This window comes from Tunturiibacter empetritectus (genome assembly GCF_013410875.1).
Taxonomy (GTDB): domain Bacteria; phylum Acidobacteriota; class Terriglobia; order Terriglobales; family Acidobacteriaceae; genus Edaphobacter; species Edaphobacter empetritectus.
In genome coordinates this window covers 406,588-430,080 of the sequence record NZ_JACCCU010000001.1, presented here as the reverse complement: position 1 = coordinate 430,080, position 23,493 = coordinate 406,588, and the positions used below count along the sequence as shown (strand labels likewise).

Sequence of the window (23,493 nt, the reverse complement as noted above, 5' to 3'; positions counted from 1 at the left end):
GGCTTTGCTGAAAAGGACACGATAGATTCGACGCTCACGTGAAGTTTATGGGAGCGGGGGCAGGGGTGGCAACTTACCGTCTGAGAGCTTTCAGCCAACAAAACTCAATAGGCCTGAGAGGTCGGGTGTTACGACATCCGGCTGTGCATCGAGATCGTCCAGGGGCGCATTGGCACGATTCACCCAAACGGTGGGATAGCCAAACCACTTCGCACCCACGGCGTCCCATGGAGCGAATGCGGCGAAAGCTATCTCTTCTCGTTTCAACCCAAACGCATCCAGCCCCATCTGATAAGCACTTCGGCTTGGTTTATATGCTCTGACTCGGTCAGTGGTCAGGTGCGGTTCAAAGTGGTCGACGAGATTGGCTGCTTTGATGTTCGTCTCCAACATCGCTTCAGTGAAGTTAGACAGAAAGACCATTCTGATGCCACGGCGACGAAGCTCTTTGAGAGCTGCAGGCACATCGGGCCAGAGTGGCAACGAGCGATACGTCTGCATCAAGTCGTCGCGTTGCACGGTAGTGAGCGACATCTTCATAGCACTGGCGGTATATTGGAGCGCGTCTTCGGTGACTTGCCAAAAATCCTTGTACTGATTGCCGAGAGTGCGAAGCCAGGTGTATTCGAACTGGCGTGTTCGCCAGAGATTCATGAACTCCGCGCCTCTGCCGGGAAACTCTTTCTGCACCTGCACCGCGACAGGGCGGGGATCGAAGATCACGAATCCGTCGAACGCGATCGCTTTCATGCGCTTTTGATTAGTGGACGGTTGTGCCTCAGCGGAAAGCACCGATCCTATCGAGGCTACAGCCAACATATTCACGAACTCTCTGCGCTTCATAGGGCGTTTTCGGGCACGAAGGCACCTATCTTCCGTAGCTACAGGGTTCAGGAAGCAGCGTGGTCGCGGATGTGCATGCTGCGTATGAGGCCATCCTGCACATGGTAGACGTGTTGCACCATCGTATCGACGAGGACTTTGCCGGTGAGGTCGCGAACAACCTGATGGACGTGAACGGTGGTGCGGCTATCGGATTCGGGTGTGAAGCCGGTTGGTTCGACGTGAGGGTCAAGGATGGCCCACTGGCGAGTCCAGTAGTCGCGAACCTCTGCGTGGCCGTGGGCACGACAGTTTTCCATCAGGTTGGGCCAGTCCACATCGGAGTGCATGAGGTTCAGGACGGCGTTGATGTCGCGGGCGTTGAAGTGTTTGTAGGCGGAGACGAGAAGTTCGCGGTCGGTCGGCATGGACTTCTACTTTTGCATGGACTTTCTACTTTATTGGGGTGATCGGCTTTCTAGCCGCGGACGGAGATGCCTGAGAACGTCAACACGACGCGCCCGCGCACCGGAGCACCGAAGACGCTGGCCGGCTGGAAGACGCTGGTCAATAGCTGATCGACCACCTGGCTTTGGACCGCAGGGCTCTCAGGCCCGGAGACGATGTGGTAGTCATAGACCTTTCCCTCTGAGTTCACACTGGCCTCAACGACGATGACTCCATCGTGATCGGTGAGGATGGCGTGCGGGTTGACCGAGGAGTAGAGATAGTGGGGAGAGGTCATCGCGCCGAGGGGTTCGTCGTTTGCCATCACGGGCTCCGGCGCAGCGAAGAGCCCGAGGAGGAGCGCGATGCTGCCAACGAGTGCGATGGTGCCTGCGAAACCTGCGGAGACCTGGAGAAGCATAGGACGAGCGGTATTGTCCCATTTGAGGGATACGGTATCAATCCAACTGGATTTGCGCTTGGAATGTTCGTGCGAGATAGCCAGCCTAAGCCGGAGCGCCAAGTTAGCAGGCGCCTTCGCCGGTCCGACGCTTGAGAGAATGTGCTGCGTGGTACGCCAGGCGGCAAACTCGCGCTTGCAGTCGGAACAGCTTTCGAGATGCGACGCGATCTTATGCATCTGCTGTCCACTGACATCGCCGTCGAGATAGGCCGAGAAAGAAGACTGGCACTTCAGACAGGTCAGGGAGGTCATTGGGCCACCTCCAGCTTGGACGTCTGAGGGTCAGTGGAAGATGCAGAATTAGCTGCGGCGATGACGCCGTCGGGGTTCAGGATTGCGCGAAGGGCGGAGCGGCCCCGGGTGAGTCGCGACTTGACGGTGCCAAGGTTGACGTTGAGGATTTCGGCAATCTCTTCATAGGCGAAGCCTTCGATCTCGCGCAGGATGACTACAGTGCGAAAGGCCTCGGGGATCTGGCGGAGAGCAGCTTCGACGCGCTCGCGAACTTCGGCTTGGGCGGCGTGGTCGAAGGGAGAGCCGGACTGATCGGCAAGTGTGGATGCGAGGCTGAGGTTACTATTTTCCGCATCCGGATCGGATTCGAAGGAGGAGTCGATGGTGATCTCCTGCTTCTTGTGTCGGGACCACCATCGTCTCTGGTTGGAGGCCTCGTGGAGCGCGATGCGATAGAGCCAGGTGCGCAGGCTGGCCTCGCCGTGAAAGCCGCGAATGCTACGGAATACCTTGATGAAGACTTCCTGGGTGATGTCTGAGGCGTCGGCGGGGTCGTTGAGGCTGCGTGCGATGAGCGAATAGAGGGGCTGATGGTACTGCGCGATGAGCACAGCGAACGCCTCCTCGGAGCCGGCCTTGAGGTCAGCGATGAGAGCGACGTCTTCTGTTGTGATGCCAATCGCACTGGCTAGATTGCCCACTATCGTGCCCGCCTGCATATCGGGTGTCCTTTACATTACGACGTGATGAATCGCTATGCAACTTTCGAGCATGCGACGCTCCAAAAAGGTGTTAGAAACTGCGCCGCCGGCGGCCGAGTGCTCGCTCACTCTGTTAGCTTTAGACACCGGGAGGGGGGAGATAAGTTCCCGCGCACGTTGACTAATATCGCGCTCTCGGCCAGAATAGAAAGAGTCCTTCCTGAGAGTGGGCCTGTGGCGCAGCTGGGAGCGCGCTTCCATGGCATGGAAGAGGTCATCGGTTCGATCCCGATCAGGTCCACCAATAATCCAATTCAAAATCAGCAGCTTGCGGACAACGTTCGAGCATCAGAAGCTCTCAGATCGGGGCACGATAAGGGCACACGCTCAGAACAGGGCCAGTCCGTGCAACACGGTAAGCGAAACAAAAGCCCACCATTCAAGGTGGGCTTTCAGATTTCTGGCCAGTTCAGCTGGCTATCTTGTGGACGGAGCCATGCCTGACGCAACAGCAGACCGGCCTGGATCGTCTTGCCGAGGCCGACTTCGTCCGCGATAAGGAGACGCGGTGGCCAGTTCCGATACCTCCGTGAGAGCGCATTCTCATCTTGGCCCCGAAGGCCGTGCTCAAGCAGTGGCAGTTCGAGATCCGCGAGAAGCCACGCTCGCTCGCCCCGGCCTCGAAAGCGAAGATCAAGAGCAGGATGTACTCGCTCTTTGAGCACGCAGCACGCCAAGCGCCACAAGTTTTGAGAGAGGAGATTTTAGAAATGAAGATCTTTGTAACGGGCGCCACGGGATTATCGGATTCGCGATTGTAAAGGAGCTTGTGGCAGCAGGCCACCAAGTGACCGGCCTTGCTCGGTCCGAGGTATCTGGCAAGAGGTGGATTACGGCTGGAGCGCGAGTGCAGCTAGGTGCTAGCTCTGAGCGCCGGCCGCTGGTATATCCGCTTAATTATAAGGGTGTACGCCGACAAAGAGCATGTTTGCCATCTCTTAGGCCGCTACGAGAAGTCGCTCATCGCTGAATTACCTGGCCACGCCAGCATAGCCGTAGAAGCTATAGCTGAGAGTTTTTCCTTCGTGGCACCGTCGCGAGCCAAGGTGGACATTCCCTGGATTACTGCCATAACGTGACCCGCCAGTGCGTCTGCATCGGCCGTGTGCCTGAGCTTGCTCATCGTTCGATCGCTGGTGATTTTCTTCCGCAGGCGCTTTTCGATGTTGATACGAATCTCTGCCAATGCTTTCTGCACGTCGGCAGCCACAGGTGAGCAGCTGATCGCCGAACTCGCCAGCAAACATCCCGTTGGAGTGCTTTTCCCGGTAAATCCCGTCGCTGAAGCCTGTAGCAAGCCAGCCGCCGCATCGCGCGCAGTTGGTGCCTCATCGATGATTGACTCGGAGGTGACCGGGCCGGAAAGATAACACCGAAGCGCTTCAAGAAAAAGCTGCTTCTTGTCTCCGAACGCGGTATAGAGGCTAGGCGGCGTAATTCCCATGGCGGCGGTTAGATCATTGACCGAAGTAGCTTCGTATCCGTGCCGCCAGAACAGCAGCATCGCCTGATGCGGTGCGGCTTCGCGGTCAAAGCCCAGAGGTCGTCCTGGCTTGCGTCTCACTGAACTCACAGCCTTTTTCATAGTTATTACTATGAAACACTTGACGTGCATTTGCAAATAGGTCTACTCAATTTTGTAGTGAACACTAAGTTGACGCGAACATATGAGTTCGCAAAGAGAGGTGGGTGGGCTCTCGATACATATAGTTCTTGTCAACCAGATACGCTGACTCACTTCACTTGAAACAATAGAGGAACGAACTTGCTTAGGTTGTCCCTCCAGACCATCCAGGCGTGCATGCCGGGTGTGGAGACAGCCATCGGCGTCATCCCGTTGCTTTTGAGCCAGGCGATGAACTTCTGGTTGGGATCGTACAGGCCGTCCTCGGTTCCGCAGGAGATCCATAGCAACTTCAATTTTGATTGCACCTGCGCTCCGGTCTTCGCGGTTATAGCCGGAAACAACGGCTCGAAGTGATCGTTTCCGACTCCGCCCGCGCTAAAGGCACCGATCCAGGCGAAGTCGTCAGTATGGTTCAGTCCCACCAGCAGGGTCTCGGCGCCGCCCATCGAGAGACCGGCGATGGCATGGTCTTCGCGTTTTTCTGAGAGCGGATACTCGACTTTCACGCGAGGCATCACCTCGGTATACAGCGCCGTCCCGAACTTCGTGAAGTTGCTTATCACCACGGCGGGGTCGCGCCAGGCCGCCCACCCTTGTTTGATGATGGACATGTCGCCATAGCCCCACGGCATCACAACTATCATTGGCTTCGCTTTGCCAGTGGCGATCAGGTTGTCGAGGATGATGTTTACCCTGCCCATAAACGTCCAGGCTGTGGGCTCGTCGCTGTAGCCGTGCAGCAGATAGAGCACCGGATACTTCTTCGTGCTGCGCGGGTCAAATCCCGGCGGCGTATAGACGAAATACTGGCTGTTGATACCGACCACATCGGAACGGTAGTAGTGGTGGTGCACCTCTCCGTGCGGCACGTCCGCATCTTCCCAGGGCATAGGAGGATGGCCGGGCACGAGGGCGACATTATCGTTGTTGAAGAAGCTCGTTTTGATCAACGTATTGTGCGGATCGAGAACCTTCGTTCCATCTACTGTGAAGGAATAGCTGTAATACTCTGGCGCCAACCCTGGAACTGTTGTCGTCCACATTCCATCGGCTCCTTTAATCATGGGAAGAGCGCCCTTTACGCCTTCGAGATCCAGTCCAACGCTCTGTGCATTCGGCGCGGCCAGCCGGAAGACCACCGACCCATCATCGTGAACCTCAGGAGTTGCAGCGGGCGCAGGAACCAACGGCACTGGCGCTGTTGGACGCGCGGCCGAAGCTGCAGGCTGCTGCGCCTGGATGGCGGTGGAAAAAATGCCAAGGGATGCAAATAACAATGAAGCCGCGAAAATGGATTGCGGACCTCTGGCGTGCAGACGAATCATGGAATACCCTTTCGACTTCAATCATCTTCGGTGTAGCCGGCTGGCAACTTCGAAATGCCGGACGATTATAGCTTCCGCACATCACTGAACGCATCGCATAGCCGGGTCGGCTATGTCCGCCACACATCGGCAGCGATCTCACACAACTCGAACATATGGCCGCCAGAGACGCAGTCGCTTTCCGTGCCAACTATGCGTACGCCTGTTTTCGGGAGATGCGTCTCGACTCTGTGTTCTCGATGGCCTTCAGCACGCGCAGCACTTTGAAGGCTTTTTGTACTTCATCGATGGTCATCAGATCGAATCCACGCACAAAGCAAGCCGGATCGTTACGAGCGGCTTCGAGGGCACCTTCACCAATGTGCTCAATCACACGAACTTGGCCGACCCCACTCTCGATGCAGCTTCAGCAAGATCACGCGGGCGATAGGTTCTGACTCGGCGGAGACAGAACCGGCCAGATCTCTCTGCGGGTGATCTAGAGAGTACGCTGTTCTCGCGGAACCTACTCGGGCGTTGTCAATGTAGCTTATGACCTTCGTCTCCAAAGGAGTCGCGAGGTGCGAAAGGCAACCCCGTGAACCATCCTGAGTGGGTTCGACAGCCAAAGGATCGGTTCGTCAAAACTTCACCCCACGGACCGCACACCCCGAGGACACAAGCCGTGGACCAAACGCCCATCACATGCGGTAAGAACTGAAACAGAACTCCAGGCCTCGTCGCCATCGCATGCTGCTCGCGATGGCTTAGACGAGCGCGGGTTTGTTGGAAAGCCTCAATCGCTGCTAGTGCTGGTTTCTGTTCCGTTGCTATTCAGACGCAAAAAGCCCTCTCCTCGCTAAGCGAAGAGAGGGCAATGGGAAGCGTTGGAAGGGATTGGTTATTCTCCGTCGTCGTCCTTGTCTCCTGCGGGTGCCTTACGGTTCTTGAAGTCACTCGCCGGCCGAACTTTCGCCTCGCCAGGATAGGGCCGGATAAATCCGGTGGCCTCGTACCAGGTGAGGTGGTTGACGGTGTCCGGATCCTCAGAGTCCGGCTTCGTGTGCTTGCCGGCGAAGATCTGGGCCTTCTTCTTCATCCAACCGACCCTCAGAGCCTTGGCCGCAGGACTTTCGTCCTTGAGCGCCACAGCCGGGCTGACGCCCTGATCCAAGGGGATAAGGTTCGGCACGTGATTCCATGGCTTGAAGTTATCTGAATCAGGATCGTCAGTGAAGATTGTCTTCATCGGCGAGGCTACGAGGTCGAACTGATTCATCGGCTTCAGACCGAGGATCTGCTCGATGGTGCGGGTCATGTTGACCTGGGTGTAGGCAGTGGAGTCAACCACTCCGTCCTGCCTTACGTATGGGCTAAAGACGTATCCCGGGCTGCGGTGACCATCAACGTGGTCCACGCCGTCCTGAGCATCGTCCTCTTCGACGAAGACTGCTGATGAAGCCCATACCGAGCTGTGGCTGATGATATCAACGAAGCGCCCAAGCGCGAGGTCGTTATCGGCCTGCATGGCCACCGCGGTCGGGGGGCCACCGGTATGGTCGGAGCTGATCCACATAATGGACAACTGAGGTACGGTCCCCGCTTTCACATCCTTTTGGAAGTCCTGCTCCCAGATATCGACGCGGTACTGGTCGGGAATGTCCAAATCGAACTGAGGATAGTTCTTGACCGTGTTTTTGATCAGGTTCGGAAGTGGGGAGTAGGAATCAATCGTGTCGTAGTACTTGAGTTCAGGTTCCTTTTTAGATTCATATGCTTGCGTGTCTGCATAGAACTGGCTCCAGGTCGGGTGGCAACTACCGGTGAACCCATGAATACGTGGATACAGAGTCCCGGCACTTGAAGTCGCAGTGCAACCCGCAACACTAAAAGAATTCCACTCGATGTATTCCCCGAAGTTCTTGAAGCTAATGCCGGCCTTGACCGCCTGATCCCAGAGGTGGCCCTTCTTCTGGTAGGCAATCGCATCGCCGCCGTTGGAGGGATAATCACGGACCCAGTCAGGCGACTGGATGTCGTCGGAGTAGGGCGCCATGGCCTGGACGATCCAGTTGTGACCGTCCGCTGATTGGCGGCTGGGGTCGTAGAAGTTATCGAGGAGCGGGAAACGCTTTACCAGAGCGTGCGCGTTAGGTGTGACGCCAGCGCCGAAGACTGCCAGGGTGGGATCGCCATTGCCGCCGACAACGTCGCCCAGAATCTGGTCGTAGGTGCGGTTTTCACGAATGATCAGGAATACGTGTTTGATCAACGATGGGTCCCCGATGTTCCTCGGGATTACAGTTGCTTTGACGTGCGAATCGCCGTCGGCGGCAGTCCGGATATTCCGGGTCAGGTCCCAGTGATTGTTTTGATAGACCTGATTGGTCCAGTCCGCCAACGTGCCGACACTAGGCAGTGGGATGATGCTAACCGTTCCAAGGTCCTGGTGAGTGTTATAGCTGGTGACGCCGTGAGTAGTTCCGAGCGAATTTTGCGGGGGAATTCCTTTGGAGCCTATGCCCTTGTCGTTGGCAACGATCAGGGTGCCGTTCTTTTTGTCTAGCACGACTGAGCTTGGCGCATACGCAGTCGGGATCATTCCAAGAATAGCGTCCCTCGATACGCTGTTGAGGTCGACCACAGCAATCGTATTCGCGTTGTACAGCGCAACATAGGCAATGCTCTGGTTGGAATCGATGGCAATTGAGTTCGGTCCAGCACCGTAGGCGGCTTTCTTCTCGCCTGGCACTCGGATGGGAAGCCCAACGTCGATCGTGCGAACTACTTGGTTGACTACCGTGTCGATGATGGAGATGGTGTCGTCGTAGGTATTGGCGACTACCAGGTAATTGCCCCAGAAGGCCATGCCGGTTGGGTGCAGACCAGTGGAGATGGTGTTGGTGACTTTAAAGGTGGACAGATCGACTACCGAAACGGTGCCGGTGGACGTGGAGCCAGTGACGTCATCGGCTACAACCGGAGTGCCATCAGAATATTGCCGCGGATCGCTCTCTTTCGCGATCCGGCCGGCTTCGTTGGAGACGTAGGCGGTCTTGCCATCGGGTGAGATCACGACACTGTGCGGGACGTTGCCGACGCGGATCTGGGCACCCTCAGTCGGTGTCTCTGCAGACAGGTCAATTTTGGTTAGTGTGTCGTTCACGTCGAGCACGGAATATGCGGTCTTTCCGTCGGGAGAGACGGCGATGCCGAGGGGATACGAGGAAGGGTTAGTCCCAACCGTGTGGCTGCAGTAGTGGGCGAAGCTGCCATCGGTTCCCGGAGCGCTGCTGGGGGGGCAAGTGACGGTGTTGAGCTTGTAGTCGAACGGCATTCCTTCGATTTTGTAGAGGCTGCCGTCGATGGGAACACTGACGTGGGCGTAGTCAGAGAGCTTGCCCGTCTTCGCATCGACTTTGGCGATAGCGACGTAGCTGCTGTCCTGGCTGAAGAGCAGGTACTTGCCGTCCGGGGTATAGGTGATGCCGGCATGGCTGCCGCTCGAATCGGTCCCGGCGAGGCTGCTGTAGCTCTGTAGGACAGCCCCGGTTTTGGTGTCGAAGATCTCAACGGCTCCGTTACCGTTGGACGGCGACGTTCCCATGGTAAGAACGGCGGCGGTATGAGTCTTCGTGTCCGGGTTGAGCGCAACGGCTTTGGCGCGGACCCGGATGCCCAGATCGACCTGGGTGCCGGCGGGCGTGATGATCGTGCCATCGCTGACGACATAGGAGCCATCCGGCTGAGGGCCGACGGTGTAGGTCGGAAACGGTACGGATTGCGCGAGCGCCGAGACGCTAAGACCCATCGACAGCAGTCCGAACCATGCCGTCAGGCTATTGTTGCGGGGTCTGTTGACAGTAAGTGGTGAGTTCTGGTGGAACGTGTTTCGAGACATATAGAGCTCTCCTCCAAGTTGTCTTTCATTAGGTAATCGGCGATTGGCACAATCTTGCGGTGCACATTGCGGTCGCCGTACTTCTACAAGGAAGTTGAAAGGGGATCTGCCGAAGCCGCGGTAGAACTGTCGACGGCTGAAGAGTAAAACCCCGGGCCGGACAGCGGCATGACAGCAAAATTACATTCTTGTCATTTTGGTTCGCGAGCCGCTTTCGTTGACGGCACGCCGAAAATTCAGTGAATTTGCCGTTGAATTGAAGTCACATCGAACCGAATTACTTATTAACAATTCTGTTCGGAATTTGTAACAACCGCGAAATATCCAGGCTCCTAGAGTACGAAATTGTAATGTTCTCGATCCCCCAATAAGAATTTAGAGCCTATCGGTCGCCGATAGCAGTTTCATCTTGCGAGGCTAAACATGGAAAAAATCCGCTCTTTTTTCTTCCAGTCTGTGCTCGTTGTTTTCACGATCTCTTCTCTCTCTTGTGTGATTCCTGCTTTCGCGCAAGTGGACCGCAGCGGGTTGAACGGCACGGTCACTGATCCGACGGGCAGGCTGCTGGCGCAAACACACATCGTTGCAATAGAGGACTCTACCCAACTCCGGCGTGAAGCGGCGTCGTACACGGATGGAAGATTCAGCATGCCTGAGCTTCCGGTGGGTAAATACACCATCATCTTCGATCACCCCGGCTTTGAGACTCTTACGTTTGCGGATGTGGAGCAGGTCATCGGGAGAACGCGCACTCTGGATGCAGCTTTGCGGGTATCGGGCGGTAAGGAGCGCGTGGAAGTCTCGGCCAGTTCGGAACTGCTAGATCGCAACACCGCCGCGGTGACCGGCCTCATCGAGAGAACCCAGGCCGACGAACTACCACTGAATGGCCGCAACTGGGCCGCGCTGACGGCATTCGTTCCCGGCGCCATCGACACCGGCGGGAGCAATCAGCGGTCGATCCGGTTCGCCGGACGGGGCCTCGACGACAGCAACTTCACCTATGACGGCGTAGACGTGACCAACATCGCGAATCAGACGCAGCGCGCCTGGGCGCGGCTCTCCATTCCGCTGGACGCGATCGCGGAGTTCCGGGTTGACACGCTGCTGGCAACCGCCGAGGAAGGCGCGACCGGTGGCGCCCAACTGGCAGTCACTTCGCCTTCAGGCACAAACCGCTTCCACGGGCGCCTCTTTGAATACTTGCGCAATGACTATTTTGACGCGCCCGAACCGTCCTGGGCCTCTAACGGCGAATCGCAGCAGCCGCTTCGTCTGAATCAGTTCGGCGGATCACTCAGTGGTCCCATCGTGCACGACAAGACCTTTTTTTACCTAGCTTCTGAAGCCTACCGGCAAGTCTGGGGGTATCCGGTGAGCGGCGACGTGCCAAGCGCAGCTTTCAAGGCAAAAGTTCCGAATTCGTCTCAAGTCTATGACATCGTAAACGCCTATCCGGGAGCAGGTCCAAATACGATTGTGACGCCCTACACGCCAGCCAACGGCGGTCCGAACTACGCGGACTACGACCTGCTCACCTGCTCGTGCAGGCAGGTGGTTAACGAGAACTCTGCAATGCTGCGCCTCGATCAGCATGTTTCCGGCAAGACCACCGCATTCCTTCGCTTCAACTACGACCGGTCGGTCAATACGCAGCCGGTTTCGACTACCGCGACGGACTTGCAGCAGAGGGTGACCACGCCGATCAATGGCGCGCTCGAATTGCTCCACATCTTCAATCCCAGCCTGGTGAATGAAGCCAAATTTGGATACAACCGTTCCACCTCCAACACCTATAACTCCAGTGAAACCGGCTCCGTCTATCAGATTGCAATTGCCGCGGGTCCGGGTCCCGGATTTGGCATCCAGAACTACGATTACAACAGCATCTACGTGGGCAACACGTTTTCGTGGATCGACAACTTGACCTGGAGCCATGGCCGGCAAACCTTCAAAGCCGGAGTCGAGGTCCGCCACATTCAATTGAACCAACACTATGGGGAACACGGGACAGTTACGTTTTCCACGCTCCAGGCACTGGCAGCGAACCAGGCGAGAAAAGCAAGTCTGACCGGTTCACTGCCGGTCAACGACTTGCGCAAGAACTGGATTATCGGCTACATCCAGGACGAATTCAAAGTGCGACCCAATCTCACCTTGAACCTTGGCGTGCGGTACACCGTCTTCCAACTGTTTGACGAAGCGCACGGCAAAGGGAACCCCTTCGATTTTGCCACCTGCGGCCCCCAGGGATTCTGCGGAGTGGGCGCCAGCTTTGGTCATCAAAACTACGGCGACCTTGATCCGCGTGTTGGCCTCATCTGGTCCCCTGCCGGGAATAGAAAGACAGTGGTCCGCGCCGGATTCGGGATGTACCACGAAGACGGCCAGCTGGACGATCAGAATCTGCCCGCCAAGAACGAAGTGCCCTCCTACTCGGTGAAGAATGTGATCTATCCGCCCGATCCGTTTTTTACCGTCGGAACCATCTCACCGAATGCCGAACAACGGGACCGCAAGGACAGCTATGTTGAGCAGTGGGACTTCTCCGTGCAGCGGGAACTACCTGCGAACTTCGTGACCACGATCTCCTACCTGGGCAGCCATGGCGTGCATCTGCTGGAGACTAACGTGGTGAACCTGATCGACCCGACTACCGGAATTCCACAATATCCGGCGTTTGCCCCCGCCATTGGCTGGCGCGGGTCAGTCGGCGCGAGCTCGTACAACGGCCTTTCCGTGTCGGTTCGGCGGCCGCTCTCGAACGGGCTCTTGATCGCAGCAAATTACGCCTATACGCACGAGATCGACAACGGCTCGAACGGCAGCGGCGACGGCGACGAGATATCACCGCAAAACGCACTGTGTCTGGCCTGTGAGTGGGCCAGTGGTGCCTGGGACGCTCGCCATGTGGTCAATGGCAACGCCGTCTATCAGCTCCCCTTCGGCCGAGGCAAGCAGATGCTGAACCAACGCGGGGCGGCCAGCGCCATCGCCGGCAACTGGCAGCTGACTACGACGGCGCTCGCTCGCACCGGCTTTCCAGTGAACGTGCTTTTACCCAGCAGCTACGTCGCGCCGGATGGTAACTCGGGCACACAGCGGCCCGACCTGGTCCGAGGCGTCTCGCTCACTCCGCAAGGAGGCAGAAGTGTAGCGCATTGGATTAATCCTGCGGCCTTCACTCTCCCCGTGGCTGGAGAGTTCGGCGACGCGCCCCGGAACTTCGTTCGCGGTCCGGGCACGTGGCAGATCGATCTCGGCGCCGCCAAAACGATTGCACTGCGCGAGCGCGCACAGTTGGAGTTCCGCTCGGAGTTCTACAACATCTTCAATCACCCGCAGTTAGGCCAGCCGCAAGCTACGTGCGACCTTTCGTCGTCAGCTCCAACGGGCTGCCAAACCGGGTTTGGCAGCATCATCAATACGGTGAACTTGAACACGGCGATCGTGTCGCCCATTACCCCTGTCGGCTCGGGAACGCCGCGCGAGATCCAGTTCGCGCTGCGTCTGCAGTTCTAATGAGGGAGTGCGGTCTAGGAAGTATGGCATGGCGGGATAGAGGTCTGCGAGCGTGAAAAGACGATTCTTTCTGGGTTTGCTTTCGGCACTGTTTTTGGCGTCTACCGGAATCTGCTCGCCACCGAACTTAGACTTCTCCGGGACGTGGAAACTGAGCAGCGAACGCTCGACGCCGAAGCGAACCGGCAGTGTCACGCTGCACATCGAGCACCGCGATCCTGACTTGATAGTGGAGACTGCCGCTCTCCGCAATTCTGGGCCGCCGCGGTACGCTGTGCAACGCTACACCACGGATGGTAAGACCTCTGTATCCATAGGGAATGATGGGGATGAGTTTCACACTTCCATCGTTTGGAACGGACCATGCCTGGTCTTTTCTGTGGAAGAACACGAAGACGGCCGCATCATCCTTTCCAAAGAGACGTGGACGCTGATTGACAATGGCGCCGCTCTTCAGAGAGTTCGCAACGGCCTGAATGCGTCTCCGGATAAAGCCGAAAGACAAACACTCATCTATCTCCGGCAATTGCCACAAACCTGAGCATACTTGCTGGAGCCCGAATGATGTCACGGGAAGGCACTAATAGAAATCGTTCGAATTGAGGCAAAATGCACTGTCGCTCGAGAAAGGTTGGCGAATCATGAAAATTCTTGTCGTCGAAGATGAAGCTAAAACCGCCAAGTTCCTGAAGAAGGGCCTTGGAGAAGCAGGGTTTGTCGTTGACGTCGCCGAAGACGGATCGGAAGGATTGCACCTCGCGCAGGAGATGCATTTCGATATCATCATTCTCGATATCATGCTCCCAAAGCTGGATGGTTGGCAGGTTTTGACTCGCTTGAGACAACAAAGCGGGCGCTCCCTGGTACTTCTTCTTACCGCTCGCGATGCGGTGCACGAACGGGTACGAGGGTTCGAATTAGGAGCGGACGACTATCTGGTAAAACCGTTCGCTTTTTCCGAATTGCTGGCACGCGTACGATCGTTGCTACGCCGAGGACCGGCGCGTTCGCAGGAAAGTATGCGCTTGGCTGACCTTGAAATCGACTTGTTGCGTCAACGTGCCATGCGAGGCGGTCAGCGGTTGGATCTAACACCTAAAGAGTTCCTTCTCTTATCGTTGCTGGCAAGGCGCGCAGGTGAGGTGCTGTCGCGAACTCTGATCGCCGAAGCGGTCTGGGACATGAACTTCGACAGCGACACGAATGTCGTAGATGTGAATGTGCGACGGCTACGCGGCAAGGTCGACGATCCTTTCCCGCTTAAATTGATCCATACCGTTCGAGGCGCAGGCTATGTCCTGGAAGCCGAGTAGCAGAATCACGACAGTCTCGCGCTTGTGGCGTACTCTGGCCTTCCGGCTAACCGCCGGCTACGCACTCGCGGGCTTATTTCTTGTAACCATCGCCATAGTTAGTCTCTACTTAGTGCTCGAGAGCGAACTCGACAAAAGTACTGATTTGTTTCTCGCGGACAAGGTACACGTGCTTCGTACTATGTTGCAGGAAAGACCCGATGACGTGGACGCACTGCGGGAGGAGATCGAGCTGGAATCGGCGGCGCGCCAGTACGAACGTTTTTATATTCGGCTGCTGGATGATCAAAACACCCCTGTGCTAACGACGCCAGGCATGGCAGACCAGTTGGACCTGGCGCAATTAGCCGGCAAAACCAAAAACCACTCAGAGCGCACGATCCGAATCAAAGGCAGCAACGGACACGCTTTTCGCGTTACCAGCGCATTGGCTCAGGTGGGGCTGTCCGCAACTCATACCGACACCGTTCAGATTGCGATTGATGTCTCGCAAAAAGAGGAGCTGCTGGCACGCTACCGGTTCTGGTTTTGGGTCATTCTGCTGGGGGCCTTCGCCATTTTTCCGTTGATCGGGTACCAGATTGCGCGGCACGGCATTCGCCCTGTGGAGGAAATGGCGACAACTGCGCGCCACATTAGCTCGAGCAACCTGAAGGAACGTATCCGTCCGGAAGGATATCCGTCCGAACTGGCATCTCTGGCAGGCACCTTCAACGAGATGCTGGATCGCCTGCAGGAGTCGTTCGAGCGCATTTCGAGGTTTTCGGCAGACATCGCGCACGACCTGCGCACGCCCGTGAATAACATTCGCGGCGAGGCAGAAGTGGCTCTCGCCCGCGCGCGCACTTCCGGCGAATATCGCGATGTGATCGAATCCTGCCTCGAGGAAGCTGTGCGGCTGTCGGATCTGATCGGCGACCTCCTCTTTCTCGCACGGGCGGAGAGTCCGTTGTCCTATTTACGCCGCGAGCGGGTGGATGTGGGCGAATTGCTGGACCAAGTAAGGGAATACTACGAAGCCTCGGCTGTGGACGGCGAAGTTTCGCTCACCGCTGCCGTTGCCAGCGAACCGGTTGTTGCCGAGTTGGACCGCACGCTTTTGCAAAGGGCGGTAGGCAACCTGGTCGCAAATGCGTTAGCTCACACCCCACCCGGCGGAACAGTCGTGTTGAGCGCAAATGCAGATGTTTCCACGGTTCACATCGAAGTCTCCGATACGGGCATCGGTATCCCGGCAGAAGCCCTACCAAGAGTCTTTGACCGCTTCTTCCGAGTCGACTCAGCGCGGTCCCACGGTTCGGGGGGAACTGGCCTAGGGCTGGCAATCGTGAAGAGCATTGCGCAGCTTCACGGTGGCAATGTGGAAATTGTGAGCCCACCGGGACACGGTACTCAGGTTACGCTCCAAATGCCGGTCCTCCCCGCAAGACAGCCGACGATGTAATCGTAGAAACGATGGCAATCTGGCGTCGAGCGATTTGGCAGCCGGCGCCGTACCCGGCGACGCTTTAGCCATGCTGCACTTGGCCACCTTCATCCGACCGAGTCGCGAATTGGACTGAAGCGCGCATTGCCACGTGAACTCGGGTTGAACGGGCCGCAAAACGTCAGGCAGAGTTCGAGCGGCAGAGAGCAGAGAGCGATAAAATTGCTGGATGCAGGGATCTCAATTGGGCGGCGACTCCGCGCAGGGAAGGCCGCAGGGACCCACCCCGGAAGGGTCAGCGTCCCTACAGCTCATTCTTTCGATTGGCAGGGCATTCAAGTTTGTCGACGACTATGTTCGCCCGCGTATGCAGAAGCATGGGCTGACTATGACCGAATTCTCAGTACTGATGGTTCTATTTCACGGCGGACCAACGCCACTCGGTGAACTAAGCGAGAGGATTCTGCTCACGGGCGCCAGTACAACTTACACAGTGAAGAAGTTAGAGAAACGCGGGTTGATTGCGCGCGAATCGAGGAGCGAAGATAGGCGCATCGTGATGGGGATCATCACAGAAAAGGGCCGCGTGCTAGCGAGGAAGATCTTTCCTCTTCATGCAAAAGATCTGGTTGAGGCAATGCATCATCTTTCGACCGAAGAGAAGAACGCAGCAGCGCAATTGTTACGCAAGTTGCGTGGGCTAGCACCTAATGAGCGCTGACGATCTGATGCATTAGGACAACGGTTGCGGCCAGCCTGACGACGTCAGCCCCCTTCCTGATCCAGTCGGTGCGCAGCAGTTTTCTCATCAGTGCGGGCGAGTAACCGTCTCGGTTCAAGGCGGTATGGATGGGAAGCTGAAGCGTCACCGTAGAGACTGCGCCGACTGCGGACGCGATGATCATCACCCACGGGACCATTGGGTTCACGGCGACGGGCACAATCCGCAGAAACCATATCTGCAACACGAACCCAACGGCGATGGGAGCAACTACGAAGGCCTGGATCAGCGGCTGTTGCGCTTTGTGATACGCCGTGAAAGAGGCCGCGGCAATGAGAGGCCAAGTTTGATAGTTAACGAAGCGTTCCACACAATTGGCGCCGAAGCTGTAGGCATTGAGTAGGACGATGCCGAAGACGAGTGCTTGCTCGAGAGGTGTTTGCATGGGAAGTCTCGTGGGGCGTTAGAAGTTCCAAGTCAGCTGCGGAGAGATAAAGTTGAGGCTGTGGCCGGGCGGACTCTGCTTCAGGAACTCGCCGGCGAAGAAATGTTCATAGACCAGGGAGCCGCTGAGATGGCGGGTGAAGTTGTAATCAAATCCCTGCTGGATTTGCGTGCCGATGGAGCGTGCGGTGGAGTTGTCTGGAGGATGGGTGAGAATGCCTACGATGTTGTAGACCCCATCCCGTGTGGCTTGCCGCCAGAGGAGTTCAACATTAGTGTTGCTGCTCACTTTGCGGGTGAGCGCTGTCTTGAAGGTGGGGCGCACGATGATGAGATTGAAGGGGCCGAGCAAGATACTCTGACTGAGGTAATTGCCGTTGGGGAACAGTGGATTGAAGGTGCCGAGTGTGTTGTCGTGGGCGTTGTGATCACCGCTTAGGACGCCGCCGTCAACTTCAGGGTGCGGCGCGAAGCGGGCATGGGTAAAGGTGTAGCCGAGGTGATATCCGGCTCCCATGGCACTAATTTCGCCGGTGTTGAAACGGCCGAACTGGCCTGTGTATTCAAAGTCGTAGTCCCACGTGGAGGTGTGGGACCAGATGCGCGCGCCGATGGTCTCACGCTGCTCGCGACCAGTACCCTGTGCGTAGCGGACGGACTTGTGGTCGTAGCCGAAGTAATAGAGATCCAAATTGGTGTGGAAGGACGGAAGCGCCCGGCTAACGTAGAGCCCCCAGAGTTCTTCAGCGGGGTTCGGTTCGTTGTCCAAGAAGCCGGTCTTCGTCTCGGTGGGGCGCACAGCGATACCATCGGCGGTCCAGTAGCCGGCGAGGAGCGTAAGGCGGAAGCCATCGAAGGGCTGCTCGACGTTGAGGCCGGCACCAGTGGCGACGAGACGTGTAGAACCCAGGGAGATGAGTTGGCGACCGGCGCGAACCGTGAGGTTGTTATCAGCGGACTTAAAGGGAGTGATGTCGATGAAGCCCTGGTTGACGTCGAGCTTGTCTTCGTCGATGCCAGGGCGCGGTCCGCCGTCGCGTCCGTCAATAAGGCCGCTGTCGAACTGGATGAAAGTGCGGAAGCGCTGGCTGAGGTGCAGATCGGCGCTGAAGAGATAACGCTGCAAGAGGTAGCCGTTATCGGGTGGCTGCGCGCCGAAGGCAGGGTGATCCTGATACTCGCCACGCTCGCGGAGTTGGCCGTTGATAGAGAGAAACCTGGTGTCGCCGAGTGGGATGTAGTGGAGGCGGTCCGTCCAGTCGGCGGCAACGCTATCGCGCGCGGCAGGCTCGGCGAGGTAGGACCAGTCGATGTCCCAGACCTGAGGTGTGTAGGGCGGTGGGGTGGCAGTTTGGGCGGTGAGACGGGAGTGGGCGCATAGCAGCATTAGTGCGAGCGTCGCCGCGATGCAAAAGGGATCCCGAGTGTTCACTGTTTGGCCTTTCTAAAGAGGCCGCGCCCGGAGAGTTTGCCTCGGGCGCGGCACAGTGCGCAATGCTAAGTGAGCTTGGAGATGACTTCGTCGGAGAGGATTTGTTGGGCTTTGAGACCGTCGGGGCTGCCGAAGTCGTTCTCGAGCTCGGTGACGATCTGGTTGACGACGCTGACAGTAACACCGAGGGCGCGGAGACGGTCGAAAGTTGTGTCGTCGCCTATGGTGGACATGGTGCCGCAGGCGTCGGCGATGACGTTGACGTTGTAGCCGAGACGCACAGCGTCGCGGGCGGCCCAAAAGAGACAGATGTCGGTGGTGAGCCCCGCGAGGATGAGGTTGGTGCGGCGGGTGGCCTTGAGGGCAGCCGTGAGTTCGGGCTGGTCGAAGCAGCTGAGGATGCCGCCACGCTTGAAGCGCGCAGCGAACGCGTCGGGGGCGACCTCCTCGATCTCGGGCAGCGTGGGGCCTACGTATTCCTCCATGGTGGTGGTGAGAAAGAGCGGTATCGAGAAGGTGACGCCCATTCGGGCGAGGACGCGGCAACTAGCGATAACAGTGGCTTTGGGCAGGCTCTTGACCCAGTCGATGGTGGTCGATTGGTGGTCAACCAGCAGGATAATGCTGTCGGTGGGCGAGAACCGTGGTGTGACGGTGGGCATAAAGGTCTCCTTGTTGATTGTTTAATACATTTCTAATTCTAAACAAATTCTAAGGATAATGCAGCACTGATTACCTGCTATTAGCAATTCTCGGAATGGCCCTACACTACGCCGCCATGAGAGTTTGGAGCCGCCCCTGGTTCCGATGCTCTCAACGCGTCGCTTCGTGATCGAAAGCAGCCAGAAAAACCGCCCGCTTATCCTTGAATGCCTTCCTTAAGATGAGCCATGTGATTCCAGTACTTGGATAGTTGGCATGAAATTTGCTGAATTTAAACTATCGATCAAGTCCTCTAGAAGGAAGGAGTGGGTCGTCCTTTAACTCATGTCCTTATAGAGTTAGCCGCGAGTCACGAGCTGAGTTATTACCTCTCATTCCGCCCTTAGGAACAGCGACCGGCTCGCCTACTCGGATTCGCCCACAAAGACTGCGGTTGTGAGTGCGGGTACTGTCGCAGTCCCCTCCTTAGAGTTGAACGTGGATAGCCTCGTTTCCGGATCACTAGAGCTTCGTTGCACTGGGTGCAGATGCAGGGCCAAACCCTGCAGTCGACTGTTGGTGAAAGTCACGGACGCATTGGTCGCGTTGAAGATCACTACGATATGCTTGTACATTCCGTAGTTGCCACCATTCGCGTCCAGCTTCATGACGATTAGCCCCGGCGTCTGGCTTGGCCCCGTATTCAGGAAGATTAGGTTCTGCTGCACTTCGCTAAACGTGGACATGCGGAACAACTCTGAGCTATAGCGGATATTCAACAGTTCGCTGAACGCTGCTTCACTGTACGCGATATTTACTGGAAGAGGCGTATACGCGGAGTTGCTGAGCAGCGGCGTCATGATGGGCCACTGGGCCTGATTCTGGCTTGCAATAGGCAGGCCAATACCCCAGTTTGCCGTCTTCCCGCTCCAGTCGATTTTATTGAACCAGTCTCCGGAGTTATAGCTGTTCTGGTCCATATCCTTGGAGCGGAGCAGATCATCGCCTGCCTGGAAGAACGGAATTCCCTCTCCCAGCGTAACCAGGCTCATGCCCATCACCTGCCTCCGGGCACGAGTAGCAATGTTGTCGTTGTAGCTCGACTTTAGCTGTACCTTATCGAAGAGGTCCTGATTGTCGTGGACTGAGGCATAATTCACCGCCTCAATTGGGCTCTTCGTATATCCCGTCGGTTGCCCGTTGTAGTTCACTTGAGCGCCGGTTACTGTCGCCCCAGCGCTATCGATAAAGCTGTAATCGCGCAGGTTGCCCGTCAGTCCTACATCGATCCAGTCAGAGTATTGCAGCAACTGGCTTTGCTGACCGCTCAACGGCGGATTCGAATTGGTGTAATCGCTTGGATCGGTGAAGAGCCCTGTGGCAAAGCCCTGCACCCGCTCATCGGTAAACGGACTGCCGCCGTGGATGCCATCACGTATGCGGTCGTTGAAGGTGCCAACTCCAAACCCATAAAGATTAATCTGTGAAGCGTTCGGACCTATTTGATTGTTCGCGGTATCTGCGAAGTTGAATCCTTCTCCGTAGAGGTAGATCTTCGATCCGTCAACGCCGTCTTTCTCGGGAGTAAGCGCCTGCAGTGCCTGCTGAATATGCTGAATGTTGTATGTGAACATGAAGCTCAGTATGTCGAAGCGGAAGCCATCGATCTTATAGTCTCGCGCATTGAGCACGAGGGTGTCGATGATCAGCTTTTCCATCATGAGATGTTCGCTTGCTGTGTCGGGGCAGCACGAACCTGTCTCAAGATTTCCATTCGCGTCGAGGCGGTGATAGTAGTTTGGCACCACCTCGTCGAGATTGGAGTTCGGACCTTCGCCGCTGGCGTTTGTGTGGTTGAAGACCACATCCTGAACCACACGCAGTCCCGCCTTGTGCAGCCCATCCACCATTCCTCGATACTCGCGCACGCGGTTATCCGGATTGATTGCGTAGCTACCCTCAGGCGTCATGTAGTGCACGGGATCATATCCCCAGTTGTACGCAGGATTGGTCTGGCTTGTGGTGACAGCCGCCTGCTGCTGCTGCCCGTCCGGCGGATATGCCGCGAGACCTGTGGGGATGATCCACGTGGATTTGTCTTCATTCACGCTGGCGAAGTGGAAGGAAGGCAGGATATGAATTGCCTTTAGCCCACTGGCAGCTAAAGAGCGAAGATGCTTCATACCGTCCGAGCCATGATCCTCAAAAGCATCGTACATACCACGATGAGCCAATGGAACCGTGAGATCGTCCACGCTAAAGTCGCGTACATGCAACTCATAAATGCTTATGTCGCTGAGGCTTCGCAGCGGAGGCGAAGTATCCTCGTCCCAGCCTGCGGGCTTCGTCTCACGGGAGTCGAGATCGGTGAACCTGCTCTTAGTGCCGTTCAAGGCGATATCGATTGAATAGGGATCGCTGGTTACATTTGTGTCCACCGCGCCGTCGGCTGACACCCAGACTTTCACGCTGTAAAGGTAGTACTTATCTTTCCAACCAGGCTCCCCTTTTGCGACCCATACACCATTATGCTCATGCATCGCCACAATGGTAGAAGGCGACGTATCGGATTCGTGGTCAAAGATTTGCAACGAGACACTCTGCGCCGTGGGTGCCCACAGCTTTAGCTTCATGGCGCAGTCCTCGTCTTCAGGCCAGTCGTGCCAACCTGTGTCGTCCCAATGGTGAAAGACAACGCCAAGCTTGCCTGGGTAGTAATAGAGGTCGTCCAGAACACCCGCAAACTGTATGCCAGTGGCATACTGCAACGCTCCATTCGAACCGATCGCTGAAAAAGCGAGCTGCCCTTCCAGAGCCGTCTGCAAAGTTGAAAGTTGCGTATTCGCCGGTAGTTGAAGGACGGTATACCCACTCAATTGCGGGTAACGGAGCAATTCATCCGCAGTCAGGGCTCCGCTAACAGTGAGCGGAATATTGGTGCCTCCCGTAATACCGGTGGGCGTCACAGAAAGGCCGCCGGTCAGGCTGGTGCTGATCGCGTAGGTATCGCCACTTTGAGCAAACTGCGGTTGAATAGCCACTCGCTGGCGATCAAGCCAGTATGCCTGCTCCACATTCAGCAGACTATCCAGTATCTGGGTCGGAGTTGGCGTTGACGTGAAGACCATCGCGTTCCCTGAAATCGCCCACGCCTGGGTATTGGTAGCGACATTCAGATGCATGTCAGGCCCGGGATCTTTAACGCCGGTAGAGATATTGTGGATGATGAATCCAAGGTTCTGCGCATTGGGAATCAGACTTATGTCGAAGTACGCGCCATAGGAGTCATGGCTGGTCACTCCAGTCAGTCCGTCGTTGAAGTCGCCGGTATATTCTGCAGTGTCGTTAAACGCATAGACGGTCCAGTTCGCGTAGTTTCCGTCAGGCCGGTAATAGTGGATGCGAGCGTACCCGGGTAACTGCGCGCTGGGATTGGTCAGGCTCGGCTGGCTCTTGTATAGTTTGCCAATGCCTGTGTAGCCCCAGTACTCAAAACCTTCCGTAGTCGGATCTACAAACTCGTTCGTTCCCGGGTCTTTCTGGTCGCCGCCCGACGCCGATGGATTGTGAATGATCAGCCCAAGGTTCTGCGCATTCGGGACAACTGCTACATCAAAATACGCTCCATACGCGTCAGTATTCGTCACAGGTACTAACCCGCTGTTGTAGTCTCCGGTGTACTCCGTTGTGTCATAAAAAGCATAGATCGTCCAGCCGCCATAGTTGCCATCCGTCCGGTGGTAGTGAACACGGACATATCCTGGCAGTAGCGCGGTGGGATTGGTCAGGCTGGGTGCGGCTGTATACAGTTTGGCTATCCCGGAGTAAGCCCAATACTCAATCCCCTGCGTAGCCGGATCGACAAACAGATTGTTTGGAGTGTCCTTTTGGTCTCCGCCCGAAGCCGTCGGGTTGTGAATAATAATCCCAACCTCTTGCGCGCCGGTTGTTACTCCAACATCAAAATACGCGCCGAAGCTGTCCGTGCCAGTCACCTCAACCGGACCGCCGCCATAGTTGCCAGTGTCTTCCGTGGTGTTATCGAAGGCGTAGACCGTCCAGCCGCTATAGTTGCCGTCCGGCCGATGATAGTGAATACGTATGTCACCCGAGGGGATAGCCGGATCGGCTCCAAAAGCCGGGGCCGACGCAAAAACGCATAGCAAAAACATCAGGGCGTGAGAACTGGCCCTGCACAGAAGGCGCTGTGTTCCAATCCGGATTTTCATGAGTGGCTCCCTGAGGAAATTGGCTGGATTCGTTTTGAGTCAAGGAGCCCGGTCGTTCGCGGTCGGCGAAGGCATCCAATGGCAGCGCCGCGACATTAGTTGAGTAGAACTTCTGGTGTCAAGGAAATTGCGGACCTCTTCGCTTCAGCCCGGAAAAGAGCCATTAGGCGGCGACGCATCGTTGTTGACGACGCAACTTATTTCG

The 23,493-nt window shown here is 56.6% G+C and carries 18 protein-coding genes and 1 tRNA gene; 7 read left to right on the top strand and 12 right to left on the bottom strand.

What is annotated here, in order from left to right:
• Nucleotides 1–90: 90 nt before the first annotated feature.
• The 4 genes from HDF08_RS01825 to HDF08_RS01810 all read right to left on the bottom strand — a co-directional run bounded on the left by HDF08_RS01825 (nucleotide 91) and on the right by HDF08_RS01810 (nucleotide 2,685).
• Nucleotides 91–750, bottom strand: coding sequence for a haloacid dehalogenase type II (locus HDF08_RS01825; RefSeq protein ID WP_218884472.1), 660 nt, complete (start codon nucleotides 748–750; stop codon nucleotides 91–93).
• A 140-nt stretch (nucleotides 751–890) separates the two neighbouring features.
• On the bottom strand, nucleotides 891–1,250 hold the full coding sequence (locus HDF08_RS01820; protein WP_179636734.1) for a nuclear transport factor 2 family protein: 360 nt from the start codon (nucleotides 1,248–1,250) through the stop codon (nucleotides 891–893).
• A gap of 50 nt (nucleotides 1,251–1,300) precedes the next feature.
• Nucleotides 1,301–1,984 (bottom strand): zf-HC2 domain-containing protein, encoded by a 684-nt coding sequence (locus tag HDF08_RS01815; RefSeq protein ID WP_179636733.1) that lies wholly within the window; start codon nucleotides 1,982–1,984, stop codon nucleotides 1,301–1,303.
• Nucleotides 1,981–2,685 carry an RNA polymerase sigma factor gene (locus HDF08_RS01810; protein ID WP_179636732.1) on the bottom strand — a complete coding sequence of 235 codons (705 nt, stop codon included), beginning with the start codon at nucleotides 2,683–2,685 and terminating at the stop codon, nucleotides 1,981–1,983. The genes HDF08_RS01815 and HDF08_RS01810 overlap by 4 nt, the downstream gene beginning before the upstream one ends.
• 210 nt (nucleotides 2,686–2,895) lie before the next feature.
• Here HDF08_RS01810 and HDF08_RS01805 point away from each other — a divergent pair.
• Both HDF08_RS01805 and HDF08_RS21925 read left to right on the top strand, forming a co-directional pair.
• Nucleotides 2,896–2,971, top strand: a tRNA-Ala gene (locus tag HDF08_RS01805).
• Between the two features lie 304 nt (nucleotides 2,972–3,275).
• Nucleotides 3,276–3,488: a hypothetical protein gene (locus HDF08_RS21925; RefSeq protein WP_306459655.1), complete on the top strand. Its 213-nt coding sequence runs from the start codon at nucleotides 3,276–3,278 to the stop codon at nucleotides 3,486–3,488.
• Between the two features lie 185 nt (nucleotides 3,489–3,673).
• Here HDF08_RS21925 and HDF08_RS01795 read toward each other — a convergent pair whose 3' ends face one another.
• The 4 genes from HDF08_RS01795 to HDF08_RS01780 form a co-directional block, all read right to left on the bottom strand.
• Complete coding sequence (locus HDF08_RS01795) at nucleotides 3,674–4,291, bottom strand: TetR/AcrR family transcriptional regulator (RefSeq protein ID WP_218884471.1); 618 nt, start codon at nucleotides 4,289–4,291, stop codon at nucleotides 3,674–3,676.
• A 170-nt stretch (nucleotides 4,292–4,461) separates the two neighbouring features.
• Nucleotides 4,462–5,679 carry an esterase gene (locus HDF08_RS01790; protein WP_179636730.1) on the bottom strand — a complete coding sequence of 406 codons (1,218 nt, stop codon included), beginning with the start codon at nucleotides 5,677–5,679 and terminating at the stop codon, nucleotides 4,462–4,464.
• A gap of 190 nt (nucleotides 5,680–5,869) precedes the next feature.
• On the bottom strand, nucleotides 5,870–6,052 hold the full coding sequence (locus HDF08_RS01785) for a hypothetical protein (protein WP_179636729.1): 183 nt from the start codon (nucleotides 6,050–6,052) through the stop codon (nucleotides 5,870–5,872).
• A 507-nt stretch (nucleotides 6,053–6,559) separates the two neighbouring features.
• Nucleotides 6,560–9,559, bottom strand: coding sequence for a bifunctional YncE family protein/alkaline phosphatase family protein (locus tag HDF08_RS01780; RefSeq protein ID WP_179636728.1), 3,000 nt, complete (start codon nucleotides 9,557–9,559; stop codon nucleotides 6,560–6,562).
• A 423-nt stretch (nucleotides 9,560–9,982) separates the two neighbouring features.
• Between HDF08_RS01780 and HDF08_RS01775 the strand changes: the two genes are divergently transcribed.
• The 5 genes from HDF08_RS01775 to HDF08_RS01755 all read left to right on the top strand — a co-directional run bounded on the left by HDF08_RS01775 (nucleotide 9,983) and on the right by HDF08_RS01755 (nucleotide 16,541).
• Nucleotides 9,983–13,081: a TonB-dependent receptor gene (locus HDF08_RS01775; protein WP_179636727.1), complete on the top strand. Its 3,099-nt coding sequence runs from the start codon at nucleotides 9,983–9,985 to the stop codon at nucleotides 13,079–13,081.
• 52 nt (nucleotides 13,082–13,133) lie between these two features.
• Nucleotides 13,134–13,622: a hypothetical protein gene (locus HDF08_RS01770; RefSeq protein ID WP_179636726.1), complete on the top strand. Its 489-nt coding sequence runs from the start codon at nucleotides 13,134–13,136 to the stop codon at nucleotides 13,620–13,622.
• Between the two features lie 100 nt (nucleotides 13,623–13,722).
• Nucleotides 13,723–14,394 (top strand): heavy metal response regulator transcription factor, encoded by a 672-nt coding sequence (locus HDF08_RS01765; RefSeq protein ID WP_179636725.1) that lies wholly within the window; start codon nucleotides 13,723–13,725, stop codon nucleotides 14,392–14,394.
• Nucleotides 14,375–15,838, top strand: coding sequence for a heavy metal sensor histidine kinase (locus tag HDF08_RS01760; RefSeq protein WP_179636724.1), 1,464 nt, complete (start codon nucleotides 14,375–14,377; stop codon nucleotides 15,836–15,838). Before HDF08_RS01765 ends, HDF08_RS01760 begins: the two co-directional genes overlap by 20 nt.
• A gap of 211 nt (nucleotides 15,839–16,049) precedes the next feature.
• Complete coding sequence (locus HDF08_RS01755) at nucleotides 16,050–16,541, top strand: MarR family winged helix-turn-helix transcriptional regulator (RefSeq protein ID WP_373563101.1); 492 nt, start codon at nucleotides 16,050–16,052, stop codon at nucleotides 16,539–16,541.
• Here HDF08_RS01755 and HDF08_RS01750 read toward each other — a convergent pair.
• The 4 genes from HDF08_RS01750 to pulA form a co-directional block, all read right to left on the bottom strand.
• Nucleotides 16,528–16,986, bottom strand: coding sequence for a hypothetical protein (locus tag HDF08_RS01750; protein ID WP_179636722.1), 459 nt, complete (start codon nucleotides 16,984–16,986; stop codon nucleotides 16,528–16,530). The two genes, HDF08_RS01755 and HDF08_RS01750, sit on opposite strands and share 14 nt — an antisense overlap.
• An 18-nt stretch (nucleotides 16,987–17,004) precedes the next feature.
• Nucleotides 17,005–18,417, bottom strand: coding sequence for an alginate export family protein (locus HDF08_RS01745; protein ID WP_179636721.1), 1,413 nt, complete (start codon nucleotides 18,415–18,417; stop codon nucleotides 17,005–17,007).
• 65 nt (nucleotides 18,418–18,482) lie between these two features.
• The gene (locus HDF08_RS01740; protein ID WP_179636720.1) at nucleotides 18,483–19,079 is read right to left on the bottom strand and encodes an isochorismatase family protein; all 597 of its coding nucleotides are present in this window, start codon (nucleotides 19,077–19,079) and stop codon (nucleotides 18,483–18,485) included.
• A 405-nt stretch (nucleotides 19,080–19,484) separates the two neighbouring features.
• Nucleotides 19,485–23,288 carry a pullulanase-type alpha-1,6-glucosidase gene (gene pulA / locus HDF08_RS01735; protein ID WP_179636719.1) on the bottom strand — a complete coding sequence of 1,268 codons (3,804 nt, stop codon included), beginning with the start codon at nucleotides 23,286–23,288 and terminating at the stop codon, nucleotides 19,485–19,487.
• Nucleotides 23,289–23,493: the final 205 nt, after the last annotated feature.

Coding starts and splice junctions, on each gene's coding strand:
- HDF08_RS01825 (WP_218884472.1), bottom strand. CDS start 750: ATGAAAGCGATCGCGTTCGACGGATTCGTGATCTTCGATCCCCGCCCT.
- HDF08_RS01820 (WP_179636734.1), bottom strand. CDS start 1,250: ATGCCGACCGACCGCGAACTTCTCGTCTCCGCCTACAAACACTTCAAC.
- HDF08_RS01815 (WP_179636733.1), bottom strand. CDS start 1,984: ATGACCTCCCTGACCTGTCTGAAGTGCCAGTCTTCTTTCTCGGCCTAT.
- HDF08_RS01810 (WP_179636732.1), bottom strand. CDS start 2,685: ATGCAGGCGGGCACGATAGTGGGCAATCTAGCCAGTGCGATTGGCATC.
- HDF08_RS01790 (WP_179636730.1), bottom strand. CDS start 5,679: ATGATTCGTCTGCACGCCAGAGGTCCGCAATCCATTTTCGCGGCTTCA.
- HDF08_RS01780 (WP_179636728.1), bottom strand. CDS start 9,559: ATGTCTCGAAACACGTTCCACCAGAACTCACCACTTACTGTCAACAGA.
- HDF08_RS01775 (WP_179636727.1), top strand. CDS start 9,983: ATGGAAAAAATCCGCTCTTTTTTCTTCCAGTCTGTGCTCGTTGTTTTC.
- HDF08_RS01765 (WP_179636725.1), top strand. CDS start 13,723: ATGAAAATTCTTGTCGTCGAAGATGAAGCTAAAACCGCCAAGTTCCTG.
- HDF08_RS01760 (WP_179636724.1), top strand. CDS start 14,375: ATGTCCTGGAAGCCGAGTAGCAGAATCACGACAGTCTCGCGCTTGTGG.
- HDF08_RS01755 (WP_373563101.1), top strand. CDS start 16,050: ATGCAGGGATCTCAATTGGGCGGCGACTCCGCGCAGGGAAGGCCGCAG.
- HDF08_RS01750 (WP_179636722.1), bottom strand. CDS start 16,986: ATGCAAACACCTCTCGAGCAAGCACTCGTCTTCGGCATCGTCCTACTC.
- HDF08_RS01740 (WP_179636720.1), bottom strand. CDS start 19,079: ATGCCCACCGTCACACCACGGTTCTCGCCCACCGACAGCATTATCCTG.
- pulA (WP_179636719.1), bottom strand. CDS start 23,288: ATGAAAATCCGGATTGGAACACAGCGCCTTCTGTGCAGGGCCAGTTCT.